The organism is Streptomyces sp. NPDC102270, assembly GCF_044766405.1.
Taxonomy (GTDB): Bacteria; Actinomycetota; Actinomycetes; order Streptomycetales; family Streptomycetaceae; genus Streptomyces.
Genome location: NZ_JBIWLX010000012.1, coordinates 371,277 through 389,611 on the forward strand (window position 1 = coordinate 371,277; position 18,335 = coordinate 389,611).

At 69.3% G+C, this 18,335-nt stretch carries 15 protein-coding genes; 10 read left to right on the top strand and 5 right to left on the bottom strand.

What is annotated here, in order from left to right; all coding sequences use genetic code 11:
- Positions 1-13: 13 nt before the first annotated feature.
- The gene (locus tag ACIRP7_RS26700; protein ID WP_403664377.1) at positions 14-883 is read left to right on the top strand and encodes a hypothetical protein; all 870 of its coding nucleotides are present in this window, start codon (positions 14-16) and stop codon (positions 881-883) included.
- 75 nt (positions 884-958) lie between these two features.
- Here ACIRP7_RS26700 and ACIRP7_RS26705 read toward each other — a convergent pair whose 3' ends face one another.
- The 3 genes from ACIRP7_RS26705 to eccCa form a co-directional block, all read right to left on the bottom strand.
- A complete protein-coding gene (locus ACIRP7_RS26705) occupies positions 959-1,561 on the bottom strand; it encodes a hypothetical protein (protein ID WP_403664380.1) in 603 nt (200 codons plus the stop codon).
- A 20-nt stretch (positions 1,562-1,581) separates the two neighbouring features.
- Positions 1,582-1,788 (bottom strand): hypothetical protein, encoded by a 207-nt coding sequence (locus tag ACIRP7_RS26710; protein WP_403664383.1) that lies wholly within the window; start codon positions 1,786-1,788, stop codon positions 1,582-1,584.
- A gap of 92 nt (positions 1,789-1,880) precedes the next feature.
- Complete coding sequence (eccCa, locus tag ACIRP7_RS26715) at positions 1,881-5,819, bottom strand: type VII secretion protein EccCa (protein ID WP_403664386.1); 3,939 nt, start codon at positions 5,817-5,819, stop codon at positions 1,881-1,883.
- Positions 5,820-6,081: 262 nt separating this feature from the next.
- Here eccCa and eccD point away from each other — a divergent pair, with 262 nt between their 5' ends.
- The 6 genes from eccD (at position 6,082) to ACIRP7_RS26745 (ending at position 13,235) form a co-directional block, all read left to right on the top strand.
- Entirely contained in the window at positions 6,082-7,545 is a 1,464-nt protein-coding gene (eccD, locus tag ACIRP7_RS26720) for a type VII secretion integral membrane protein EccD (RefSeq protein ID WP_403664389.1), read from the top strand.
- 253 nt (positions 7,546-7,798) lie between these two features.
- Positions 7,799-8,086, top strand: coding sequence for a 30S ribosomal protein S15 (rpsO, locus tag ACIRP7_RS26725; protein WP_030945091.1), 288 nt, complete (start codon positions 7,799-7,801; stop codon positions 8,084-8,086).
- Positions 8,087-8,387: 301 nt separating this feature from the next.
- Positions 8,388-10,610 carry a polyribonucleotide nucleotidyltransferase gene (locus ACIRP7_RS26730; RefSeq protein WP_403664393.1) on the top strand — a complete coding sequence of 741 codons (2,223 nt, stop codon included), beginning with the start codon at positions 8,388-8,390 and terminating at the stop codon, positions 10,608-10,610.
- On the top strand, positions 10,607-11,986 hold the full coding sequence (locus ACIRP7_RS26735) for a M16 family metallopeptidase (RefSeq protein ID WP_393604468.1): 1,380 nt from the start codon (positions 10,607-10,609) through the stop codon (positions 11,984-11,986). Before ACIRP7_RS26730 ends, ACIRP7_RS26735 begins: the two co-directional genes overlap by 4 nt.
- Positions 11,987-12,027: 41 nt before the next feature.
- Positions 12,028-12,780 carry a 4-hydroxy-tetrahydrodipicolinate reductase gene (gene dapB, locus ACIRP7_RS26740; RefSeq protein ID WP_403664396.1) on the top strand — a complete coding sequence of 251 codons (753 nt, stop codon included), beginning with the start codon at positions 12,028-12,030 and terminating at the stop codon, positions 12,778-12,780.
- Entirely contained in the window at positions 12,780-13,235 is a 456-nt protein-coding gene (locus ACIRP7_RS26745) for a hypothetical protein (RefSeq protein ID WP_403664399.1), read from the top strand. The genes dapB and ACIRP7_RS26745 overlap by 1 nt, the downstream gene beginning before the upstream one ends.
- Positions 13,236-13,307: 72 nt before the next feature.
- Here the strand turns inward: ACIRP7_RS26745 and ACIRP7_RS26750 are convergent, their stop codons facing one another.
- Complete coding sequence (locus ACIRP7_RS26750) at positions 13,308-13,862, bottom strand: hypothetical protein (protein WP_403664401.1); 555 nt, start codon at positions 13,860-13,862, stop codon at positions 13,308-13,310.
- 91 nt (positions 13,863-13,953) lie between these two features.
- A complete protein-coding gene (locus ACIRP7_RS26755) occupies positions 13,954-14,196 on the bottom strand; it encodes a hypothetical protein (protein ID WP_403664403.1) in 243 nt (80 codons plus the stop codon).
- A 175-nt stretch (positions 14,197-14,371) separates the two neighbouring features.
- Between ACIRP7_RS26755 and thyX the strand changes: the two genes are divergently transcribed.
- The 3 genes from thyX (at position 14,372) to ACIRP7_RS26770 (ending at position 18,063) form a co-directional block, all read left to right on the top strand.
- Complete coding sequence (gene thyX / locus ACIRP7_RS26760) at positions 14,372-15,112, top strand: FAD-dependent thymidylate synthase (protein ID WP_403664405.1); 741 nt, start codon at positions 14,372-14,374, stop codon at positions 15,110-15,112.
- Positions 15,113-15,323: 211 nt separating this feature from the next.
- Complete coding sequence (dapA, locus tag ACIRP7_RS26765; protein ID WP_403664407.1) at positions 15,324-16,223, top strand: 4-hydroxy-tetrahydrodipicolinate synthase; 900 nt, start codon at positions 15,324-15,326, stop codon at positions 16,221-16,223.
- 154 nt (positions 16,224-16,377) lie between these two features.
- The gene (locus ACIRP7_RS26770; protein WP_403664409.1) at positions 16,378-18,063 is read left to right on the top strand and encodes a ribonuclease J; all 1,686 of its coding nucleotides are present in this window, start codon (positions 16,378-16,380) and stop codon (positions 18,061-18,063) included.
- The last annotated feature ends 272 nt before the right edge of the window (positions 18,064-18,335 follow it).

An 18,335-nucleotide genomic window follows, 5' to 3' on the forward strand; every position in this document is an offset into this window, starting at 1 on the left:
AGGCGGTTCCAGCATGAACGAGAACCCCGACCACCTTCTGCCGATCGGCGCCCGCACGCTGTCGGCGGACCCCCGACTCGCCGCCGCCGTACGGGACTTCGGCAGCACGTACGGCTACGACTACTTCGACGACGAGACGGTCGGACGGACCCTCGCCGAACACGAGGCCTCCCTGCGCCGGGTCGCGCGCGGAGGGCTTGTCTGGGCCGGCTCCCTGGCGACCGCCGTCGGCATCGTCTGGCTGGTGTGGGTCGCCTCCCGCAAGCCGGACGACATGGTCGTCGCCGTGGCACCCCCGGCCGCCGTACTGGTCCTGGCGCTGGCCGCGTTCGTTGTGGTCAATCTCCAGGGCAGGCGCAAACTCCGCCACCCCTTCCTGGAGGGGTACCGGCATGTCCTGGCGGCGGGGCTGGCGCACGGCGCGCCCGTGACCTACGTGCCCGCGTGGCTGACGGGCCGCGGCGGCGGTCAACTCGACGTGGCCCCGCTGCCGTCGTACGCCGCGCCGGCCGGGGCGCCGGCCACCGGCGTACGAGCCACCCCGGTGGCCCCGCCGCCCAAGCCGGCCGAGGTCGAGGAGTACGAGCGGATCGCCGACCACGGAGGCTGGCACGACGAGGCGGGCTGGATCCTCGTCGTCGCCGGAGCCGTCGGCGTGGGTTACGCCGTGGTCAAGGACCTGCCCGCGGCGTACGCGGCCGTACTGCTCATCGGCCTCGGCATCTGGACGTGGGTGGCCGGCCACCGCCTCGGCAGACGCCAGAGGGAACTGTCCCGCCAGGCCCGCCTCTACCTCGACGATCTGACCAGTGCCCAGGCAGCCGGTGCGCCCGTGCACGAACTCTCCCCACCACTGCGCAAGCTCCTGGACACACGGCTCTGACAGGCAGCACGCATACGGCGGTGGCGGCACCCTCCCCGGGCGCCGCCACCGCCGTATGCGCAACCGCTCAGTCCCTCAACCGACCCGGGCTCCCGCCGCCTTGGCCCGCTCCCGCGCCTCGGCGCTGACACCGCGTCTGCGGGCCGACATCCGGTCGTCCACGGCCGTCCGCTGAGCGACCCCGAACAGCCGTCGCGGTCCTGGTACGGCGACCACGCCCAGGAAACGCGGGTCGCCCGCGAACCAGACCTCGCCGACCTCGCCCGACCTGACCTTCCGGACCCAGAAGGTGTAACCGCTGCCCAGGAAGCTGCCGTAGCCGAGGGAGACGGTCCTGTCCGGGAGTTCGGGGTCCGTGAAGGAGAAACGGGTGGTGCCGTTCTTCGCGATCGAGGCGGCCCCGGGCACCGACTGCCAGGGGTAGACCCGCAGGACCCGGCGCAGTGACCGGATGCCCAGGACTCTCGCCGTGTTCAGCATGGCCAGGTAGATCAGCACGAACAGGGCCGGGAAGAGGACCCAGAGAGTCCACACAGGCGTCAGGAGCACCGCGTACAGCCAGGCCACGAAGGACCCGAGCGAGAGCACGAAGCCACTGAGCCGGAACGCGGCCGTGCGGCGCCAGGCCCGCCGAGTCGCCTGGTCCTCGTAGGCCGTCTTCGTGAGGGGAACGTCCACTGCGTTTGACTCCATCGGGATCAGCCGAAGACCGCGCGCACGGACGCCTCGACCTCGGACTCGGGAATCCGGGCCTTGAACTCCTCGGGGAGCGGGTTGTCGAAGCTCACCATCTCCGTCATGGCGCGGTGGATGTCACGGAAGTTCTCGCGAGCGTCTACGGCCGTCGTCGTCTGCCGGGAGTCGGCCTGCGCGCGGTCGCCGCCGTCGGCTTCGGCGGGGTCCACGGGATCTCGCGACGGGCGAGCTGCAAGCGCGTTCCCTCACAGAACTGAAGAGGGGCGGACCCGGACACGGCCCGCCCCTCCACCGACCAGGCTCAGCTCTCCGGCAGGTATCCCGTCTGGACGAGCTGCCCGCTCGACCGGCGTGAGATGAACTGGCCACGGCCCTGAGGCATCGGGGCGGCCTTGATGTTGTTGAACACCGGGCCCTCCGACGGGTCGCCGGACAGCACGATGCCCTGCGCGCCGAGTTCCTTGATCCGGGTGAGGACCGGCTCGAAGGAGGAACGCGAGGCACCGGAGGTGGTGCGGGCCAGGATGATGCGCAGACCCAGGTCACGCGCGAACGGCAGATACTCCAGGAGCACCGACATCGGGTTGCCCATCGACGAGGCGACGAGGTCGTAGTCGTCGATGAAGATGAACGCGTCCGGCTCGTTGTACCAGGAGCGGTTGCGCAGCTGGTCCGGCGTCACGTCCGGGCCCGGCATCCGGCGGCTCATCGAGCCGGCCAGCGACTCCATGACCTCCTGGAGCTGCGGACCCGAGGCGCAGTACTTGTACATGTGGCTCTCGGGCATCTGGCCGAGCAGCGCGCGCCGGAAGTCCGAGACCACGAACAGCGCCTTGTTGGGCTGGTACCGCTCCGAGATCTGCTTGGCCATGAACCGCAGCAGCGAGGACTTGCCGGACTCGCTCTCGCCGTAGATGACGAACAGCGGGTCGGTCTCGAAGTCCACGAAGACCGGCGAGAGGGTGAGCTCGTCGACACCGACCGCGATACCGCGGCTGCCGAAGTCGCCGCCGCCGGGCAGCTCGGACGCGGGCAGCATCGTCGGCAGCATCCGCACCTTGGGGGCCGTAGGGCCCTGCCAGGCGCTGTTGACGCTCTGCACGAGGTTCGCCATGCCGTCGGCGAGGTCCTCCACCTGCGTCGACCCGTCGATCCGGGGCGTGGCGGCGAGGTAGTCCAGCTTGTCCGGGGACAGACCGCGGCCGGGCTTGCCCATCGGCACGTTCTCGGCCCGCTTGCGGTCGAACTCCGACTCCATCGCGTCACCGAGCCGCAGTTCGAGCCGGCTGAGGATCTGGTCGCGCAGCGCGGGCCGCATCTCGGTGTACCGGGTCGCGGTGATGATCAGGTGGATGCCGAAACCGAGACCACGGGTCGCGATGTCCGCGATGACCGGGTCGAGCATCTCGTAGTCGTTCTTGAACGTCGCCCAGCCGTCGATGATCAGGAAGACATCACCCCACTGCTGGTCGGGGTAGTGCCCCTGCGCCCGGCGGGAGCGGAAGGTGTTCATGGAGTCGATGCTCTTGGAGCGGAAGAACTCCTCACGGGCGCCCAGGATGCCGTGCACCTCCGCGACCGTACGACGCACCTTCTCCTGGTCCAGACGGGAGGCCGCGCCGCCCATGTGGGCCAGGTTCTCCAGCGCGAGCATGCCGCCGCCGCCGAAGTCGAGGGCGTAGAACTGCACTTCGGCCGGTGTGTGAGTGAGCGCGAACGACGTGATCACGGTGCGCACGAGCGTCGACTTGCCGGACTGCGGACCGCCCACGATCAGCGCGTGACCGGCGCTGCCCGACAGGTCCGCGTACATCACGTCACGGCGCTGCTCGAAGGGCTTGTCGACCAGGCCGACCGGCACGGTCAGCTTGCTCTGGAGGTGGTAGCCCTCGGCGTGCAGACCGCGCTCCGGGCTGATGTTGAGGGCCGGCAGCACCTGGTCGAGGCTGAACGGCTCGTCCAGCGGCGGCAGCCACACCTGATGGGCGGGCGGACCCTGACCGTCCAGGCGGCTGACGATGACGTCGAGGACGGTGTCGGCGAGCGCGTCGTCGATCTGGGTGCTGCGGGTCTCCGGCTCCGGCTCGGTGAGGATGCGCACCGGCACCGGCGCCGCGGTGAACAGCACGGGGGAGCGGTCGATCCGCCCGCCGCCCTGCGCCATCGGCCCGTTCGGCCGGTAGGTGCCCGACACGTACGCGGCCTTGAACTGCACCATCGTCTCGGTGTCGTACTTCAGGATGCCCGCGCCGGGAACGTTCGGCAGGTGGTAGGCGTCGGGCACACCGATCGCCGTACGGGACTCGGCCGCCGAGAAGGTGCGCAGACCGATGCGGTACGACAGGAAGGTGTCGAGGCCGCGCAGCTTGCCCTCCTCCAGGCGCTGCGAGGCGAGCAGCATGTGCACACCCAGCGAACGGCCGATCCGGCCGATCTGGATGAACATCTCGATGAAGTCCGGCTTGGCGGCCAGGAGTTCGCTGAACTCGTCGATGATCAGGACGAGCGAGGGCAGCGGGTCGAGGGCGGCGCCGGCGGCGCGCGCCTTCTCGTAGTCGGTGATGTTGGCGTAGTTGCCGGCCGTCCGCAGCAGCTCCTGGCGGCGGGTCAGCTCACCGGTGATGGAGTCGCGCATGCGGTCGACGAGGGTGAGTTCGTCGGCCAGGTTGGTGATGACGGCGGAGACGTGCGGCATGGAACCCATGCCGGTGAAGGTGGCACCACCCTTGAAGTCCGCGAGGACGAAGTTGAGCGTCTCGGAGGAGTGGGTCACCGCGAGGCCGAGGACCAGGGTGCGCAGCAGCTCCGACTTTCCGGAACCGGTGGCGCCGACGCACAGACCGTGCGGGCCCATGCCCTCCTGCGAGGCCTCCTTGAGGTCCAGCATGACCGGATCGCCGCTCTCGCCGAGACCGATCGGCACCCGCAGCCGCTCGTGCAGTGTGCGCGGCCGCCAGGTGCGCGAGACGTCCACGCTCGCCGCGTCACCGATCTGCATGAGGTCGGTGAAGTCCAGGTTCGCCAGCAGCGGTTCGTCCGCGTCGGCGGCACCCAGACGCAGCGGCGCGAGCTGCCGGCCCAGCGACTCGGCCTGCGCCTGCGACAGCACGTCGGGGACACCGGTGAAGACACCCGTGCCCGCCTCCAGCTCCATGGCCTCGGGCCACACCCGCACCGACAACGAGCCGCGCGCCTCGTCTAGTTCACCGGGCACCACCTCGAGGATGGTCACGCCCTGCAGGCCCTCCGCCGAGGCGAGCACCGAGTCCGCGGGCACCCCGCCGCCGTCGAGGACGACGACCACGTGCGGCTGGTCGAGGACCGGCGAACCGTCCCGGCTCCAGCGGGGGCGGCCCTCCAGCTGGTGGGCGATCATCTCCTCCAGCTCGCCGAGGTCGTAGCAGAGCAGACGGCGGCTGCCGGCACCGTCGGACTCCTTGTGCTGCATGTGCGGCAGCCACTTGGTCCACTCCCAGTCCACCGCCGCGCCCGGCGAGGCCACGACCGCGATCACCACGTCCTCGGGCGAGTGCAGCGAGGCCAACTGGCCGACCACGGACCGGGTCTGGCCGTAGACCGTCTCGGCGTCGCCGGAGATCGTCACGTGGTAGAAGGAGCGCAGCCCGATCGCCAGCGGGAGGTCGCCCAGCGTGCCGTAGCTCGCGATGAACTGCTGCATCGCGTGGGCGGTCAGCGGCTCCAGCTCGTCCACCGGCGCGGTGTCGGGGGCGACCAGCGGCGTCGCCAGCTGCTGCGGGCCGAGGCCGATGCGCACCTGCGCGAAGTCCGGGTCCGTGGAACGGCGTTCCCACAGCCGCGAGCCCTCGGCGACCAGCGCCCACAGCTGCTCGGGCGCCGGGTGCAGGTAGTACTGCGCGTCCCGCTGCTTGTGCACCGTGCGCCGCACCTCACGGCGCTTCTGCGCCAGGTACTTGAGGTAGTCGCGGCGGGCCTCGGCCATCTGACCGGACGGTCCCTTGCGCGCCCGCACTATCTGGGCGACCAGCATGGCGACCGTGGACGCCATCATCATCATGCCCATGATCTTCATGAAGCCCTGGGCACCGGGCATGAAGAAGAACGCCGCCGACGACCCCATGCCCAGCATGGGCAGCAGGTTCATCAGCAGGCTGTCGTCCTCGGTACGAGGGAGTTCGGGAGGGGACTCGAGCTTGACCTCCTCACTCGGCACCTCCGGCGGGTAAACCCGCGGCGGGCGCTTGACGATGACAACGCTCACCGATCCACCAGTCCTTCACGCAGTCGCAATGTCGAAACCGCCCCCGTCGTGACGGCCCCCGTAACGTTCGTCGACCCATGGGGCTCAGCCCACTCATGAGTCGGGCGTTGATCCTACTGTTCTGCGGGGCCGTTGAGCCGATAGGGGATGAGGAGATGACGCAAGGGGACGGTAGGGTGACGCTCCAAACCAAGCGCGGAGCGGGAATCGCCCTGGCAAACCGCGACGAATCACCGAGTACTGGACTAGGGGGAACCGTCAGGTGAGTACGGTTTCAGCAACCGGATTCTGCCGGGTCACGGTGGCGGCACCGAACAGCCGGATCGATGTGGCACTTCCCGAGGACGTGCCGCTCTCTGACGTCTACCCGGAGATCCTGCGGCTGTCGGGACAGACTCCCGAAGAGGCCGCTCCCACCGGGTACAACCTCGTACGCAGGGACGGCTCCGTCCTCGACGACGGCCGCTCGCTCGCCGAACAGCAGATACGCGATGGCGAATTGCTGCTTCTGCGGCCGTTCGCGGACTCGCTGCCGCCCGCCGTCTTCGACGATGTCGTCGACGCCGTGGCCGCGGCCGTCGAGGCCGACCGGCGCAGCTGGAACGACGGCATGATGCGCGTCATCGGCCTGACCGCCGGCGCGCTGCTGCTGACCATGATGGCGCTGGCGCTGTGGTTCTCGGAGCCGCTGCGCCACGACATGAACGGTCTGCCGGGCGTCATCGCCGGCGTCACCGGCATCGTCCTGGTCGCCCTCGCGGCCGTACGCGCACGGGTCTACGACGACCACCACGCGGCCGTGGCCCTCGGTATCGCTTCGCTGCCGCACCTGCTGGTGGGCGGCTCGGGGATCATGGGCCTCGACGCGGGGGAGGGTCCCGGACGGCTGCAGCTCCTCATCGCCTTCGCCGTGGTCCTCGTCGCCTCGGTGCTGCTGGTGCTGATGCTGCCCCAGAACGACGCGCCCTTCATCGCCGTCGCGTTCGCCTCCGGCATCGGCGTCCTCGCCACCTTCACCGCGATCGTCACCGAGGCCGAGCCGCGCGAGACCGCCGCCGTCACCGCCGTGGTCATGGTCGCCGTCATCGGCTTCCTGCCCGGCTGGTCCGCCCGCTTCTCCCGGCTGCCCATCGGCTTCCGCTCGCCCGACCAGATCGCCAAGCGCGGCCGCGCCGAGGACCAGCAGGAGCAGGAGCCGGTCGACTACCAGCTCATCACCGACCAGGCCCGCCGCGGTCACGAACTGCTGCTCGGCCTCGTCGGCGGCTGCGCGATCGGCGGCGTCGCCTCCGCCGGTGTGGTGCTCGGCTTCTCCACCAGCGGCTGGGCCCAGCTGCTGTCGCTGGCGGCCGGCCTGTCCCTGCTGATGCGGGCCCGGCTCTTCCTGTACACGTCCCAGGTCGTGACCCTGATGGTCTCGGGCGTCGTCACCGTCAGCCTGCTGGTGCTCGGCCTCGCCCTGAACCCGCCGACCGACGTCATCGAGGAGCTCGTCTACAACCACAACAGCGTTCCGCTGGACATCCGTACCGTCTGGCTCGCCGCCGCGGTCGCCCTGGGGGCCACGCTCCTGGTGGCCGTCGCCCTGATCGTGCCGCGCAAGGGCGTCACCCCGTTCTGGGGCCGGATGCTCGACCTGAGCGAGGGCGCGGTGCTCCTTTCCCTCGTCCCGCTCTGCCTCGCGGTCCTCGACCTGTACGCGGCGGCCCGCGGCATGACCAGCTGACGCTCCCGCACCCGTCACGGCGGCTGTCACCCACATGGGTGGCAGCCGCCGCGTCATGTGTACGACGTCGGCGTGGGCCAGGGCACTGCCGCCGGGCTGATACCCTGGCTGATGGCCGTTTGTGTACGCACCCCCGGAGCTCACCGCTCTGGAGGCCGCGCCCAGCGGACCCCGCCTCCCGAGTAACGGAAGCTCCCCTGAGAAGTGGACCAGGGGCACTCGGTGGCTACCCAAGAGACTACGAGGAGTACGCGTGTCGCTCGACGCCGCTACGAAGAAGCAGATCATCACCGAGTTCGGCCAGAAGGAGGGCGACACCGGCTCCCCCGAGGTCCAGGTCGCGATGCTCTCGCGCCGGATCTCGGACCTGACCGAGCACCTCAAGACCCACAAGCACGACCACCACTCCCGTCGTGGTCTGCTGATCCTGGTCGGTCAGCGCCGTCGTCTTCTCCAGTACCTGGCGAAGAAGGACATCCAGCGCTTCCGTGCGCTGGTCGACCGCCTCGGCATCCGCCGCGGTGCGGCGGGCGCCAAGTAGAACGCCGTGGGGGAGCGGTTCCCGAAACGATCGGGGGCCGCTCCCTTTGCCGTACGTGCGCACCGTACGTACGGAAACGTGCGCAGTGTCACACCCACTTTGTAGTGTGGTAGCACAACGCAGTACCACGAGGAGAAGTGCACCTCGCCGCCGCCGGTCCTCGGTAGTGGCCCCCGGGCCTTGCGAACCCGGGTGCTTCGATCGAAGACCGGCCCGCACCAGATGGAGCGCTTCTCCGCGCACGTCCCCCCGCCACACGGGCGGACCGGGACAAAAGACGAAAGTAACGGAGAAACCAATAGTGGAGAACGAGACCCACTACGCCGAGGCCGTCATCGACAACGGCACCTTCGGCACCCGCACCATCCGCTTCGAGACGGGCCGCCTGGCCAAGCAGGCCGCCGGCTCCGCCGTGGCGTACCTGGACGACGACACCATGGTGCTGTCGGCCACCACCGCCTCCAAGAACCCCAAGGACCAGCTCGACTTCTTCCCCCTGACGGTGGACGTCGAGGAGCGGATGTACGCCGCCGGCAAGATCCCCGGCAGCTTCTTCCGCCGTGAGGGCCGCCCCTCCGAGGACGCCATCCTCACCTGCCGGCTGATCGACCGCCCGCTGCGCCCCTCCTTCAAGAAGGGCCTGCGCAACGAGATCCAGGTCGTCGCCACGATCATGGCGCTCAACCCCGACCACCTGTACGACGTCGTGGCGATCAACGCCGCCTCCGCGTCCACCCAGCTGGCCGGCCTGCCCTTCTCCGGCCCGATCGGCGGCGTCCGCGTCGCGCTGATCAACGGCCAGTGGGTGGCCTTCCCGACGCACTCCGAGCTCGAGGACGCCGTCTTCGACATGGTCGTCGCGGGCCGCACCCTGGAGGACGGCGACGTCGCGATCATGATGGTCGAGGCCGAGGCCACCGAGAAGACCATCCAGCTGGTCAAGGGCGGCGCCGAGGCCCCGACCGAGGACGTCGTCGCCGCCGGTCTGGAAGCCGCGAAGCCCTTCATCAAGGTGCTGTGCAAGGCCCAGGCCGACCTCGCCTCGAAGGCCGCCAAGCCCACCGGCGAGTTCCCGATCTTCCTCGACTACCAGGACGACGTCCTGGAGGCGCTGGCCGCCGCCGTCAAGCCGGAGCTCGCCTCCGCGCTGACCATCGCGGGCAAGCAGGAGCGCGAGGCCGAGCTGGACCGCGTCAAGGGTCTGGCCGCCGAGAAGCTGCTCCCGGAGTTCGAGGGCCGCGAGAAGGAGATCTCCGCCGCGTACCGCTCGCTCACCAAGCAGCTGGTCCGCGAGCGTGTGATCAAGGAGAAGACGCGCATCGACGGGCGTGGGCTGACGGACATCCGTACGCTCGCCGCCGAGGTCGAGGCCATCCCGCGCGTGCACGGTTCCGCGCTGTTCGAGCGTGGCGAGACCCAGATCCTGGGCGTCACCACCCTCAACATGCTCCGCATGGAGCAGCAGCTGGACACCCTCTCCCCGGTGACCCGCAAGCGCTACATGCACAACTACAACTTCCCGCCGTACTCCGTCGGCGAGACCGGCCGTGTCGGCTCCCCGAAGCGGCGCGAGATCGGCCACGGAGCGCTCGCCGAGCGCGCCATCGTGCCGGTCCTGCCGACGCGCGAGGAGTTCCCCTACGCGATCCGTCAGGTGTCCGAGGCACTCGGCTCCAACGGCTCGACGTCCATGGGCTCGGTCTGCGCCTCCACCATGTCGCTGCTGAACGCCGGTGTGCCGCTGAAGGCCCCCGTCGCCGGTATCGCCATGGGCCTGATCTCCCAGGAGATCAACGGCGAGACGCACTACGTCGCCCTCACCGACATCCTCGGTGCGGAGGACGCCTTCGGCGACATGGACTTCAAGGTCGCCGGTACCAAGGAGTTCGTCACCGCCCTCCAGCTCGACACCAAGCTGGACGGCATTCCCGCCTCCGTCCTGGCCGCCGCTCTCAAGCAGGCCCGTGACGCCCGCCTCCACATCCTCGACGTGATGATGGAAGCGATCGACACGCCGGACGAGATGTCCCCGAACGCCCCGCGGATCATCACCGTCAAGATCCCCGTGGACAAGATCGGCGAGGTCATCGGCCCCAAGGGCAAGATGATCAACCAGATCCAGGAGGACACCGGCGCCGAGATCACGATCGAGGACGACGGCACCATCTACATCGGTGCCCAGGTCGGCTCGCAGGCCGAGGCCGCCCGCGCCACGATCAACCAGATCGCCAACCCGACCATGCCGGAGGTCGGCGAGCGCTACCTGGGCACGGTCGTGAAGACGACCACCTTCGGCGCGTTCGTCTCGCTGCTCCCCGGCAAGGACGGTCTGCTGCACATCTCGCAGATCCGCAAGCTGGCCGGCGGCAAGCGCGTCGAGAACGTCGAGGACGTGCTCGGCGTGGGCGCCAAGGTCCAGGTCGAGATCGCCGAGATCGACTCCCGCGGCAAGCTCTCCCTGATCCCCGTGATCGAGGGCGAGGAAGGCTCCTCCGACGAGAAGAAGGACGACGCCGACCAGTGACGTCCCGTAGCTCCAAGGCGACGGCCCGCACCTCTTCGGAGGCGCGGGCCGTCGCCCGTACCCAAACCCTGATCAAGGGCGAGAACGGCATCGGCACCGTCCGCAAGACCACCCTCCCCGGTGGACTGCGCATCGTCACCGAGACCCTCCCCTCGGTCCGCTCCGCGACCTTCGGCATCTGGGCGCACGTCGGCTCCCGCGACGAGACGCCGTCACTGAACGGCGCCACGCACTACCTGGAGCACCTCCTCTTCAAGGGCACCGCGAAGCGCAGCGCCCTGGACATCTCCTCCGCCATCGACGCGGTCGGCGGCGAGATGAACGCGTTCACGGCGAAGGAGTACACGTGCTACTACGCGCGCGTGCTCGACGCCGACCTGCCGCTCGCCATCGACGTGGTCTGTGACATGCTCACGGGCTCCCTGATCCTCGAAGAGGACGTCAACGTCGAGCGGGGCGCGATCCTCGAGGAGATCGCGATGACCGAGGACGACCCGGGCGACTGTGTGCACGACCTGTTCGCGCACACCATGTTCGGCGACAACCCCCTCGGCCGCCCGGTCCTCGGCACGGTCGACACCGTCAACGCCCTGACCGCCGACCGCATCCGCCGCTTCTACAAGAAGCACTACGACCCGACGCACCTCGTGGTCGCGGCCGCGGGCAACGTCGACCACGACAAGGTCGTACGACAGGTCCGCGCCGCCTTCGAGAAGTCCGGCGCCCTCAAGAGCCCCGACGCCACGCCCATCGCGCCCCGCGACGGCAGGCGCGCCCTGCGCACCGCGGGCCGCGTCGAGCTGATCGGCCGCAAGACCGAACAGGCCCACGTCGTCCTCGGCATGCCCGGCCTCGCCCGCACCGACGAGCGCCGCTGGGCCCTCGGCGTGCTGAACACCGCGCTCGGCGGCGGCATGTCGTCCCGCCTCTTCCAGGAGGTCAGGGAGAAGCGCGGACTGGCGTACAGCGTCTACTCGTACACCTCCGGCTTCGCCGACTGCGGCCTGTTCGGCGTGTACGCCGGCTGTCGGCCCTCGCAGGTCCACGACGTACTGAAGATCTGCCGCGACGAACTCGACCAGGTCGCCGAACACGGCCTCTCGGACGACGAGATCGGCCGCGCCATCGGCCAGTTGAGGGGCTCCACGGTCCTGGGCCTGGAGGACACCGGCGCGCTGATGAACCGCATCGGCAAGAGCGAGCTGTGCTGGGGCGAGCAGATGTCCGTCGACGACATGCTGACCCGCATCGCGTCGGTCACCCCGGACGACGTGCGCGCGGTCGCCCGCGAGATCCTGGGACGGCGCCCGTCGCTGTCGGTCATCGGCCCGCTGAAGGACAAGCAGGCGGCCCGACTGCACGAGGCCGTGGCCTGATCCCCGTTCGTTTCGGCTGTTTCGGTTAAGGAAGCAAGAAGATGAGCAAGCTGCGCGTGGCCGTCCTCGGAGCCAGGGGTCGCATCGGCGCCGAGGCGGTCAAGGCCGTCGAAGCCGCCGAGGACATGGAGCTGGTGGCCGCCCTCGGCCGGGGCGACAAGCTGGAGACCCTGGCCGAGTCCGGCGCCCAGGTCGCCGTCGAACTGACCACGCCGGCCTCGGTGATGGACAACCTCGAGTACTGCGTCGGCCACGGCATCCACGCCGTCGTCGGTACGACGGGCTGGACCGACGAGCGCCTCGCGCAGCTGAACGGCTGGCTCGCCAGGTCCCCGGAGACGGGCGTGCTCATCGCTCCCAACTTCTCCATCGGGGCCGTCCTCACCATGAAGTTCGCGCAGATCGCCGCGCCGTACTTCGAGTCCGTCGAGGTCGTCGAGCTGCACCACCCCAAGAAGGTCGACGCCCCGTCCGGCACCGCGACCCGCACGGCCCAGCTCATCGCCGAGGCCCGGCGCGCGGCGGGCACGGCCCCGGCACCGGACGCCACCGAGACGGCCCTGGAGGGGGCGCGCGGCGCGGACGTCGACGGGATCCCCGTCCACGCCGTGCGCCTGCGCGGTCTCCTCGCCCACCAGGAGGTCCTGCTCGGCGGCGAGGGCGAGACCCTGACGGTCCGCCACGACTCCCTCCACCACAGCAGCTTCATGCCGGGCATCCTGCTCGGCGCCCGCCGAGTGGTCACGACCCCGGGCCTGACCTTCGGCCTGGAGAACTTCCTGGACCTGGGCTGATGCGCGCCAAGCTGTCCTACGCCGTCACGGCCGCCGTCCTCGTCTTCTACTTCGTCCTGGTCGGCAGCCGCGGCGTCATGCTGATCCAGTCCGGGACTCTCGTCACGGTCACGTTCGGCGTAGCCGTGCTGATCCTGCCGGTGATCGGCCTGTGGTTCCTGTGGAAGAACACCCAGTTCGTCCGCCGGGCCAACGCGCTCGCCGCCGAGCTCGACGCCGAGGGCGGCCTGCCCGTCGACGAGCTCAAGCGCACACCCGGCGGCCGGATCGACCGAGACTCGGCCGACGAGGTCTTCGCCAAGCGCAGGGCCGAGACGGAGACGGCCCCCGACGACTGGCGCAGCTGGTTCCGACTCGCCGTGGCCTACCACGACGCCCGCGACACCCCACGGGCCCGCAAGGCCCTGCAGCGCGCGATAGCACTGCACGACGGCAGGCCCGTCCAGCAGCTCTGAGGTCCCGACACACGTCGAAGGGGGCCGGTCCTGATGCGGACCGGCCCCCTTCTTCGTGTCTACCCGTCCGGGTCAGCCCCGTGCGTGCTCCGCCGCCCAGGCCTCCACAGCGTCCGCGGCCCGGTCGAACGCCTGGCCGCGCGCGAGGAAGTCCGCGTTGTGCGTGGTCAGCAGCGGCGGCAGATCCTCCGGCCCCCGACCCTGCCGTACGAGGGTCAGGGCCTGCCCCTGCACCGTGCGCGGCAGTCCGAGCCAGCGCACCGGCTGCTGAGCCGTCCGCACGGCCACGACCTGCTCCCAGGACACCGTACGAGTGAACAGGAAGCCCACCCGTCGCACTCCGCGGGCACTCACCCACACGCCCATGCGCAGCAGCCGCAGCGCGCCCACGATGACGAGCACCGCGATGCCGAGCACCACCGCGGCCTCGGTCGGCGAGTCGGTCAGCGCGATGATCACCGCGGCGAACAACACGTACGAGGCGAGCAGAAGCAGAAGCGCCGCCACGCCCACCCGCCACGGACCGGGCCGGTAAGGGCGCCGCCAGCGGTCACGGTTGTCGAACGGCAGCGCGGCGTCGTCCGTCGCCTCGAATACGCGGTCGGCCGTCAGGAAGGGCAGGGGCACGGCGGGTCCTCACTCGATCCAAGCGGTGGGCTGTGCCCGGTGAGGTTATCCGCCGGTGTCCCCACGGGCCACCTGCGGGGGCCCGTCCGAGTCAGTGTCCCTGGGAGGCCTGGGACTGCTGTGTCTGCGCGGGGGCCTGATCCTGTGACAGCGCCGGCATCCCGAGAACCAGGGAGCCCACGAGCCCGGCGACGATGGTGAGTCCCATCAGCCAGCGCCCGGCCATCTCACCGGCGGACACCCGCTCACGGGGCGGAGGAGTGACATTGCTGCGGAACCTGTCGGCTTCGGCGAGAAAGGCGAACGGAACGGGTTCGCGCCGACGCAACAGCATGGGGGTACTTCTCCCTTCGGGGATCGAACGAATCGCTGCTGTCTGTACAGACGAGCGGTCGCCGCAAAAGGTGCCCGTTTTCACCGACTTAACTCGGTCACGCCAGTGAAAGTCCCGTTTGGGGCGCCGTAGAGTGGCGTCGCCATACGACGAGCTGGGAAGGACCCCCCGAACCGTGAGCCCCACCCCCGACGACGATTTCAAGATCGAGCTGCGCGACGACGTCACCGTCGAACTGGTCAAGCACAGCGCGGCCGACTCCGACGTGCTGTTCGCCGCCCGGGTGTCGACCGTCGGAGAGCAGTCCCTGGACGAGCTGAACAAGGACCCGGAGCGCTCCAAGGGGCTGATCAACTACCTCATGCGGGACCGGCACGGCAGCCCCTTCGAGCACAACTCCATGACCTTCTTCATCAGCGCCCCGATCCTCGTCTTCCGCGAGTTCATGCGGCACCGCGTGGGCTGGTCGTACAACGAGGAGTCCGGCCGCTACCGGGAGCTCCAGCCCGTCTTCTACGTCCCCGGCCCCGACCGCAAGCTCGTGCAGCAGGGCCGTCCCGGCAAGTACGTCTTCGTGGAGGGCACCCCCGAGCAGCACGCGTCCGTGGGAAGCGCCATGGAGGAGTCGTACCGCCAGGCGTACCGCGCCTACCAGGAGATGCTCGCGCAGGGCGTCGCCCGCGAGGTCGCCCGTTCGGTCCTGCCCGTCGGCCTGTTCTCCTCGATGTACGCCACCTGCAACGCTCGCTCGCTCATGCACTTCCTCGGTCTGCGCACCCAGCACGAACAGGCGAAGGTGCCGTCCTTCCCACAGCGGGAGATCGAGATGGTCGGCGAGAAGATGGAGGCGGAGTGGGCCAAGCTCATGCCGCTCACCTACGCCGCCTTCAATGCGAACGGGCGTGTGGCGCCGTAACGGGCTTCTGCGTACCCGCGGGGCACAGATGTACGGGCCCGTCGCGTGAAGTGTCCGTATTGCGGCATTTAGCGAAGTTCATCTAGCCTGATCAAACGGACCCGGCACTGCTTGAACCCCCGAGCAGGCAGTGCCGGGCTCCGCATTTGTCCTGACTTTCCCCGTCCCCCTAGGGCAGACCCCGCCTTGAGCAACGAGTAGCGTGTTCCCCATGGCTCCGACCTCCACTCCGCAGACCCCCTTCGGGCGGGTCCTCACCGCCATGGTCACGCCCTTCACGGCGGACGGCGCACTCGACCTCGACGGCGCACAGCGGCTCGCCACCCACCTGGTGGACGCAGGCAACGACGGCCTGATCATCAACGGCACCACCGGCGAGTCCCCCACCACCAGTGACGCGGAGAAATCGGACCTGGTACGAGCCGTACTGGAGGCGGTCGGCGACCGCGCCCACGTCGTCGCCGGCGTCGGCACCAATGACACCCACCACAGCATCGGGCTGGCCCGGGCCGCCGAAGAGGTGGGCGCACACGGCCTCCTGATCGTGACGCCGTACTACAACAAGCCCCCGCAGGAGGGCCTGTACCGGCACTTCAAGGCTGTCGCCGACGCCGCCGAGCTGCCCGTCATGCTCTACGACATCCCGGGCCGCAGCGGTGTCCCGATCAGCACCGAGACGCTGGTCCGGCTCGCCGAGCACCCGCGGATCGTCGCCAACAAGGACGCCAAGGGCGACCTGGGCCGCGCCAGCTGGGCCATCGCCCGCTCCGGCCTCGCCTGGTACTCCGGCGACGACATGCTGAACCTGCCGCTGCTCTCCGTGGGCGCGGTCGGCTTCGTCTCGGTCGTCGGCCACGTCGTCACCCCGGACCTGCGCGCCCTGGTCGAGGCGTTCACCTCGGGTGACGTACAGAAGGCCGCCGAGATCCACCAGAAGCTGCTTCCCGTCTACACGGGTATGTTCCGCACCCAGGGCGTGATGACGACCAAGGCGGCGCTCAGCCTCCAGGGGCTCCCCGCGGGGCCCCTGCGCGCCCCCATGGTCGAGCTCTCGCCCGAAGAGATCGAGCAGCTCAAGATCGATCTTGCCGCCGGCGGGGTACAGCTCTAGCACCAGACTTCGCGCGCCCGGCGCGCAACCAGACTCAACAACTGAATAGGCGGGCCACCGGTGCCCGCACCACAACGACAACTGCTACACGCACGAACGTCACGCGCGCCACGTGCCCCACCGGTACGTGGCGTGCGTGGTTGAGGAGAGTCTTTTGAGTCATCCGCATCCTGAACTGGCCCCGCCCCCGCCGCTTCCCGAGGGCGGCCTGCGGGTCACCCCGCTCGGCGGTCTCGGCGAGATCGGCCGAAACATGACGGTCTTCGAGTACGGCGGCCGTCTGCTGATCGTCGACTGCGGGGTGCTGTTCCCCGAAGAGGAACAGCCCGGCATCGACCTGATCCTGCCGGACTTCTCGTCCATCAGGGACCGCCTCGACGACATCGAGGGCATCGTCCTCACCCATGGTCACGAGGACCACATCGGAGCTGTCCCCTATCTCCTCCGGGAGAAGCCGGACATCCCCCTGATCGGCTCCAAGCTGACCTTGGCCTTCATCGAGGCCAAGCTCCAGGAGCACCGGATCCGCCCGTACACCCTTGAGGTGGCGGAGGGACACCGCGAGCGCATCGGGCCCTTCGACTGCGAGTTCGTCGCCGTCAACCACTCGATCCCGGACGCCCTCGCCGTCGCCATCCGCACCCCGGCGGGCATGGTCGTCCACACGGGCGACTTCAAGATGGACCAGCTCCCGCTGGACGGCCGTCTCACGGACCTGCACGCGTTCGCACGTCTGAGCGAGGAAGGCATCGACCTCCTTCTCTCCGACTCCACGAACGCCGAGGTTCCCGGATTCGTGGCGCCCGAGCGGGACATCTCCAACGTCCTGCGCACGGTCTTCGGAAACGCGCGCAAGCGGATCATCGTGGCCAGCTTCGCCAGCCACATCCACCGCATCCAGCAGATCCTGGACACGGCGCACGAATACGGCCGCCGGGTCGCCTTCGTGGGCCGCTCGATGGTCCGCAACATGGGTATCGCGCGGGACCTGGGCTACCTGAAGGTCCCGCCGGGCCTGGTGGTGGACGTCAAGACCCTGGACGACCTCCCCGACCACGAGGTGGTCCTGGTCTGCACAGGCTCCCAGGGCGAACCGATGGCGGCCCTGTCCCGCATGGCGAACCGCGACCACCAGATCCGGATCGTCCAGGGCGACACGGTCATCCTCGCGTCCTCGCTGATCCCGGGGAACGAGAACGCGGTCTACCGCGTCATCAACGGCCTGACCCGCTGGGGCGCCAACGTCGTCCACAAGGGGAACGCCAAGGTGCACGTCTCGGGCCATGCGTCCGCGGGCGAGCTCCTGTACTTCTACAACATCTGCCGTCCGAAGAACCTGATGCCGGTCCACGGCGAATGGCGCCACCTGCGCGCCAACGCCGAGCTCGGCGCCCTGACCGGCGTCCCGCACGACCGCATCGTCATCGCCGAGGACGGCGTGGTCGTCGACCTCGTCGAGGGCAAGGCGAAGATCGCGGGCAAGGTCCAGGCGGGTTACGTCTACGTCGACGGCCTCTCGGTCGGCGATGTCGGCGAGCCGGCTCTCAAGGACCGCAAGATCCTCGGCGACGAGGGCATCATCTCGGTCTTCCTGGTCGTCGACTCGTCCACCGGGAAGATCACGGGCGGCCCGCACATCCAGGCGCGCGGCTCCGGCATCGAGGACTCGGCCTTCGCCGACGTGATCCCGAGGGTCACCGAGGTGCTCGAGCGTTCGGCGCAGGACGGCGTGGTCGAACCCCACCAGCTGCAACAGCTGGTGCGGCGGACCCTGGGCAAGTGGGTCTCCGACACGTATCGCCGCAGGCCGATGATCCTGCCTGTGGTGGTGGAGGTCTGACGGACCGTCGGACACTCGTCCGAGTGAACCAGGAGCGGGGTGCCTCGATTTGCATCGAGGCACCCCGCTCCAGTACGTTTACGGCTCCGCCCGAGGGGGAACCCGGCAGCTTCGTGCTCCGGAGCGAGCCTCCAGGGGGCGGGAATTCCGACTCAGAACTTCTGATAAAGTCGGAACCGCCGGAAAGGGAAACGCGAGAGCGGGAACCTGGAAAGCACCGAGGAAATCGGAACCGGAAACGGTCTGATAGAGTCGGAAACGCAAGACCGAAG

What these genes read in the sequence shown, in the direction of transcription:
- ACIRP7_RS26700 (WP_403664377.1), top strand. Translation starts at nt 14, where the DNA reads ATGAACGAGAACCCCGACCACCTTCTGCCGATCGGCGCCCGCACGCTG.
- dapB (WP_403664396.1), top strand. Translation starts at nt 12,028, where the DNA reads ATGAGCAAGCTGCGCGTGGCCGTCCTCGGAGCCAGGGGTCGCATCGGC.
- ACIRP7_RS26745 (WP_403664399.1), top strand. Translation starts at nt 12,780, where the DNA reads ATGCGCGCCAAGCTGTCCTACGCCGTCACGGCCGCCGTCCTCGTCTTC.
- ACIRP7_RS26755 (WP_403664403.1), bottom strand. Translation starts at nt 14,196, where the DNA reads ATGCTGTTGCGTCGGCGCGAACCCGTTCCGTTCGCCTTTCTCGCCGAA.
- dapA (WP_403664407.1), top strand. Translation starts at nt 15,324, where the DNA reads ATGGCTCCGACCTCCACTCCGCAGACCCCCTTCGGGCGGGTCCTCACC.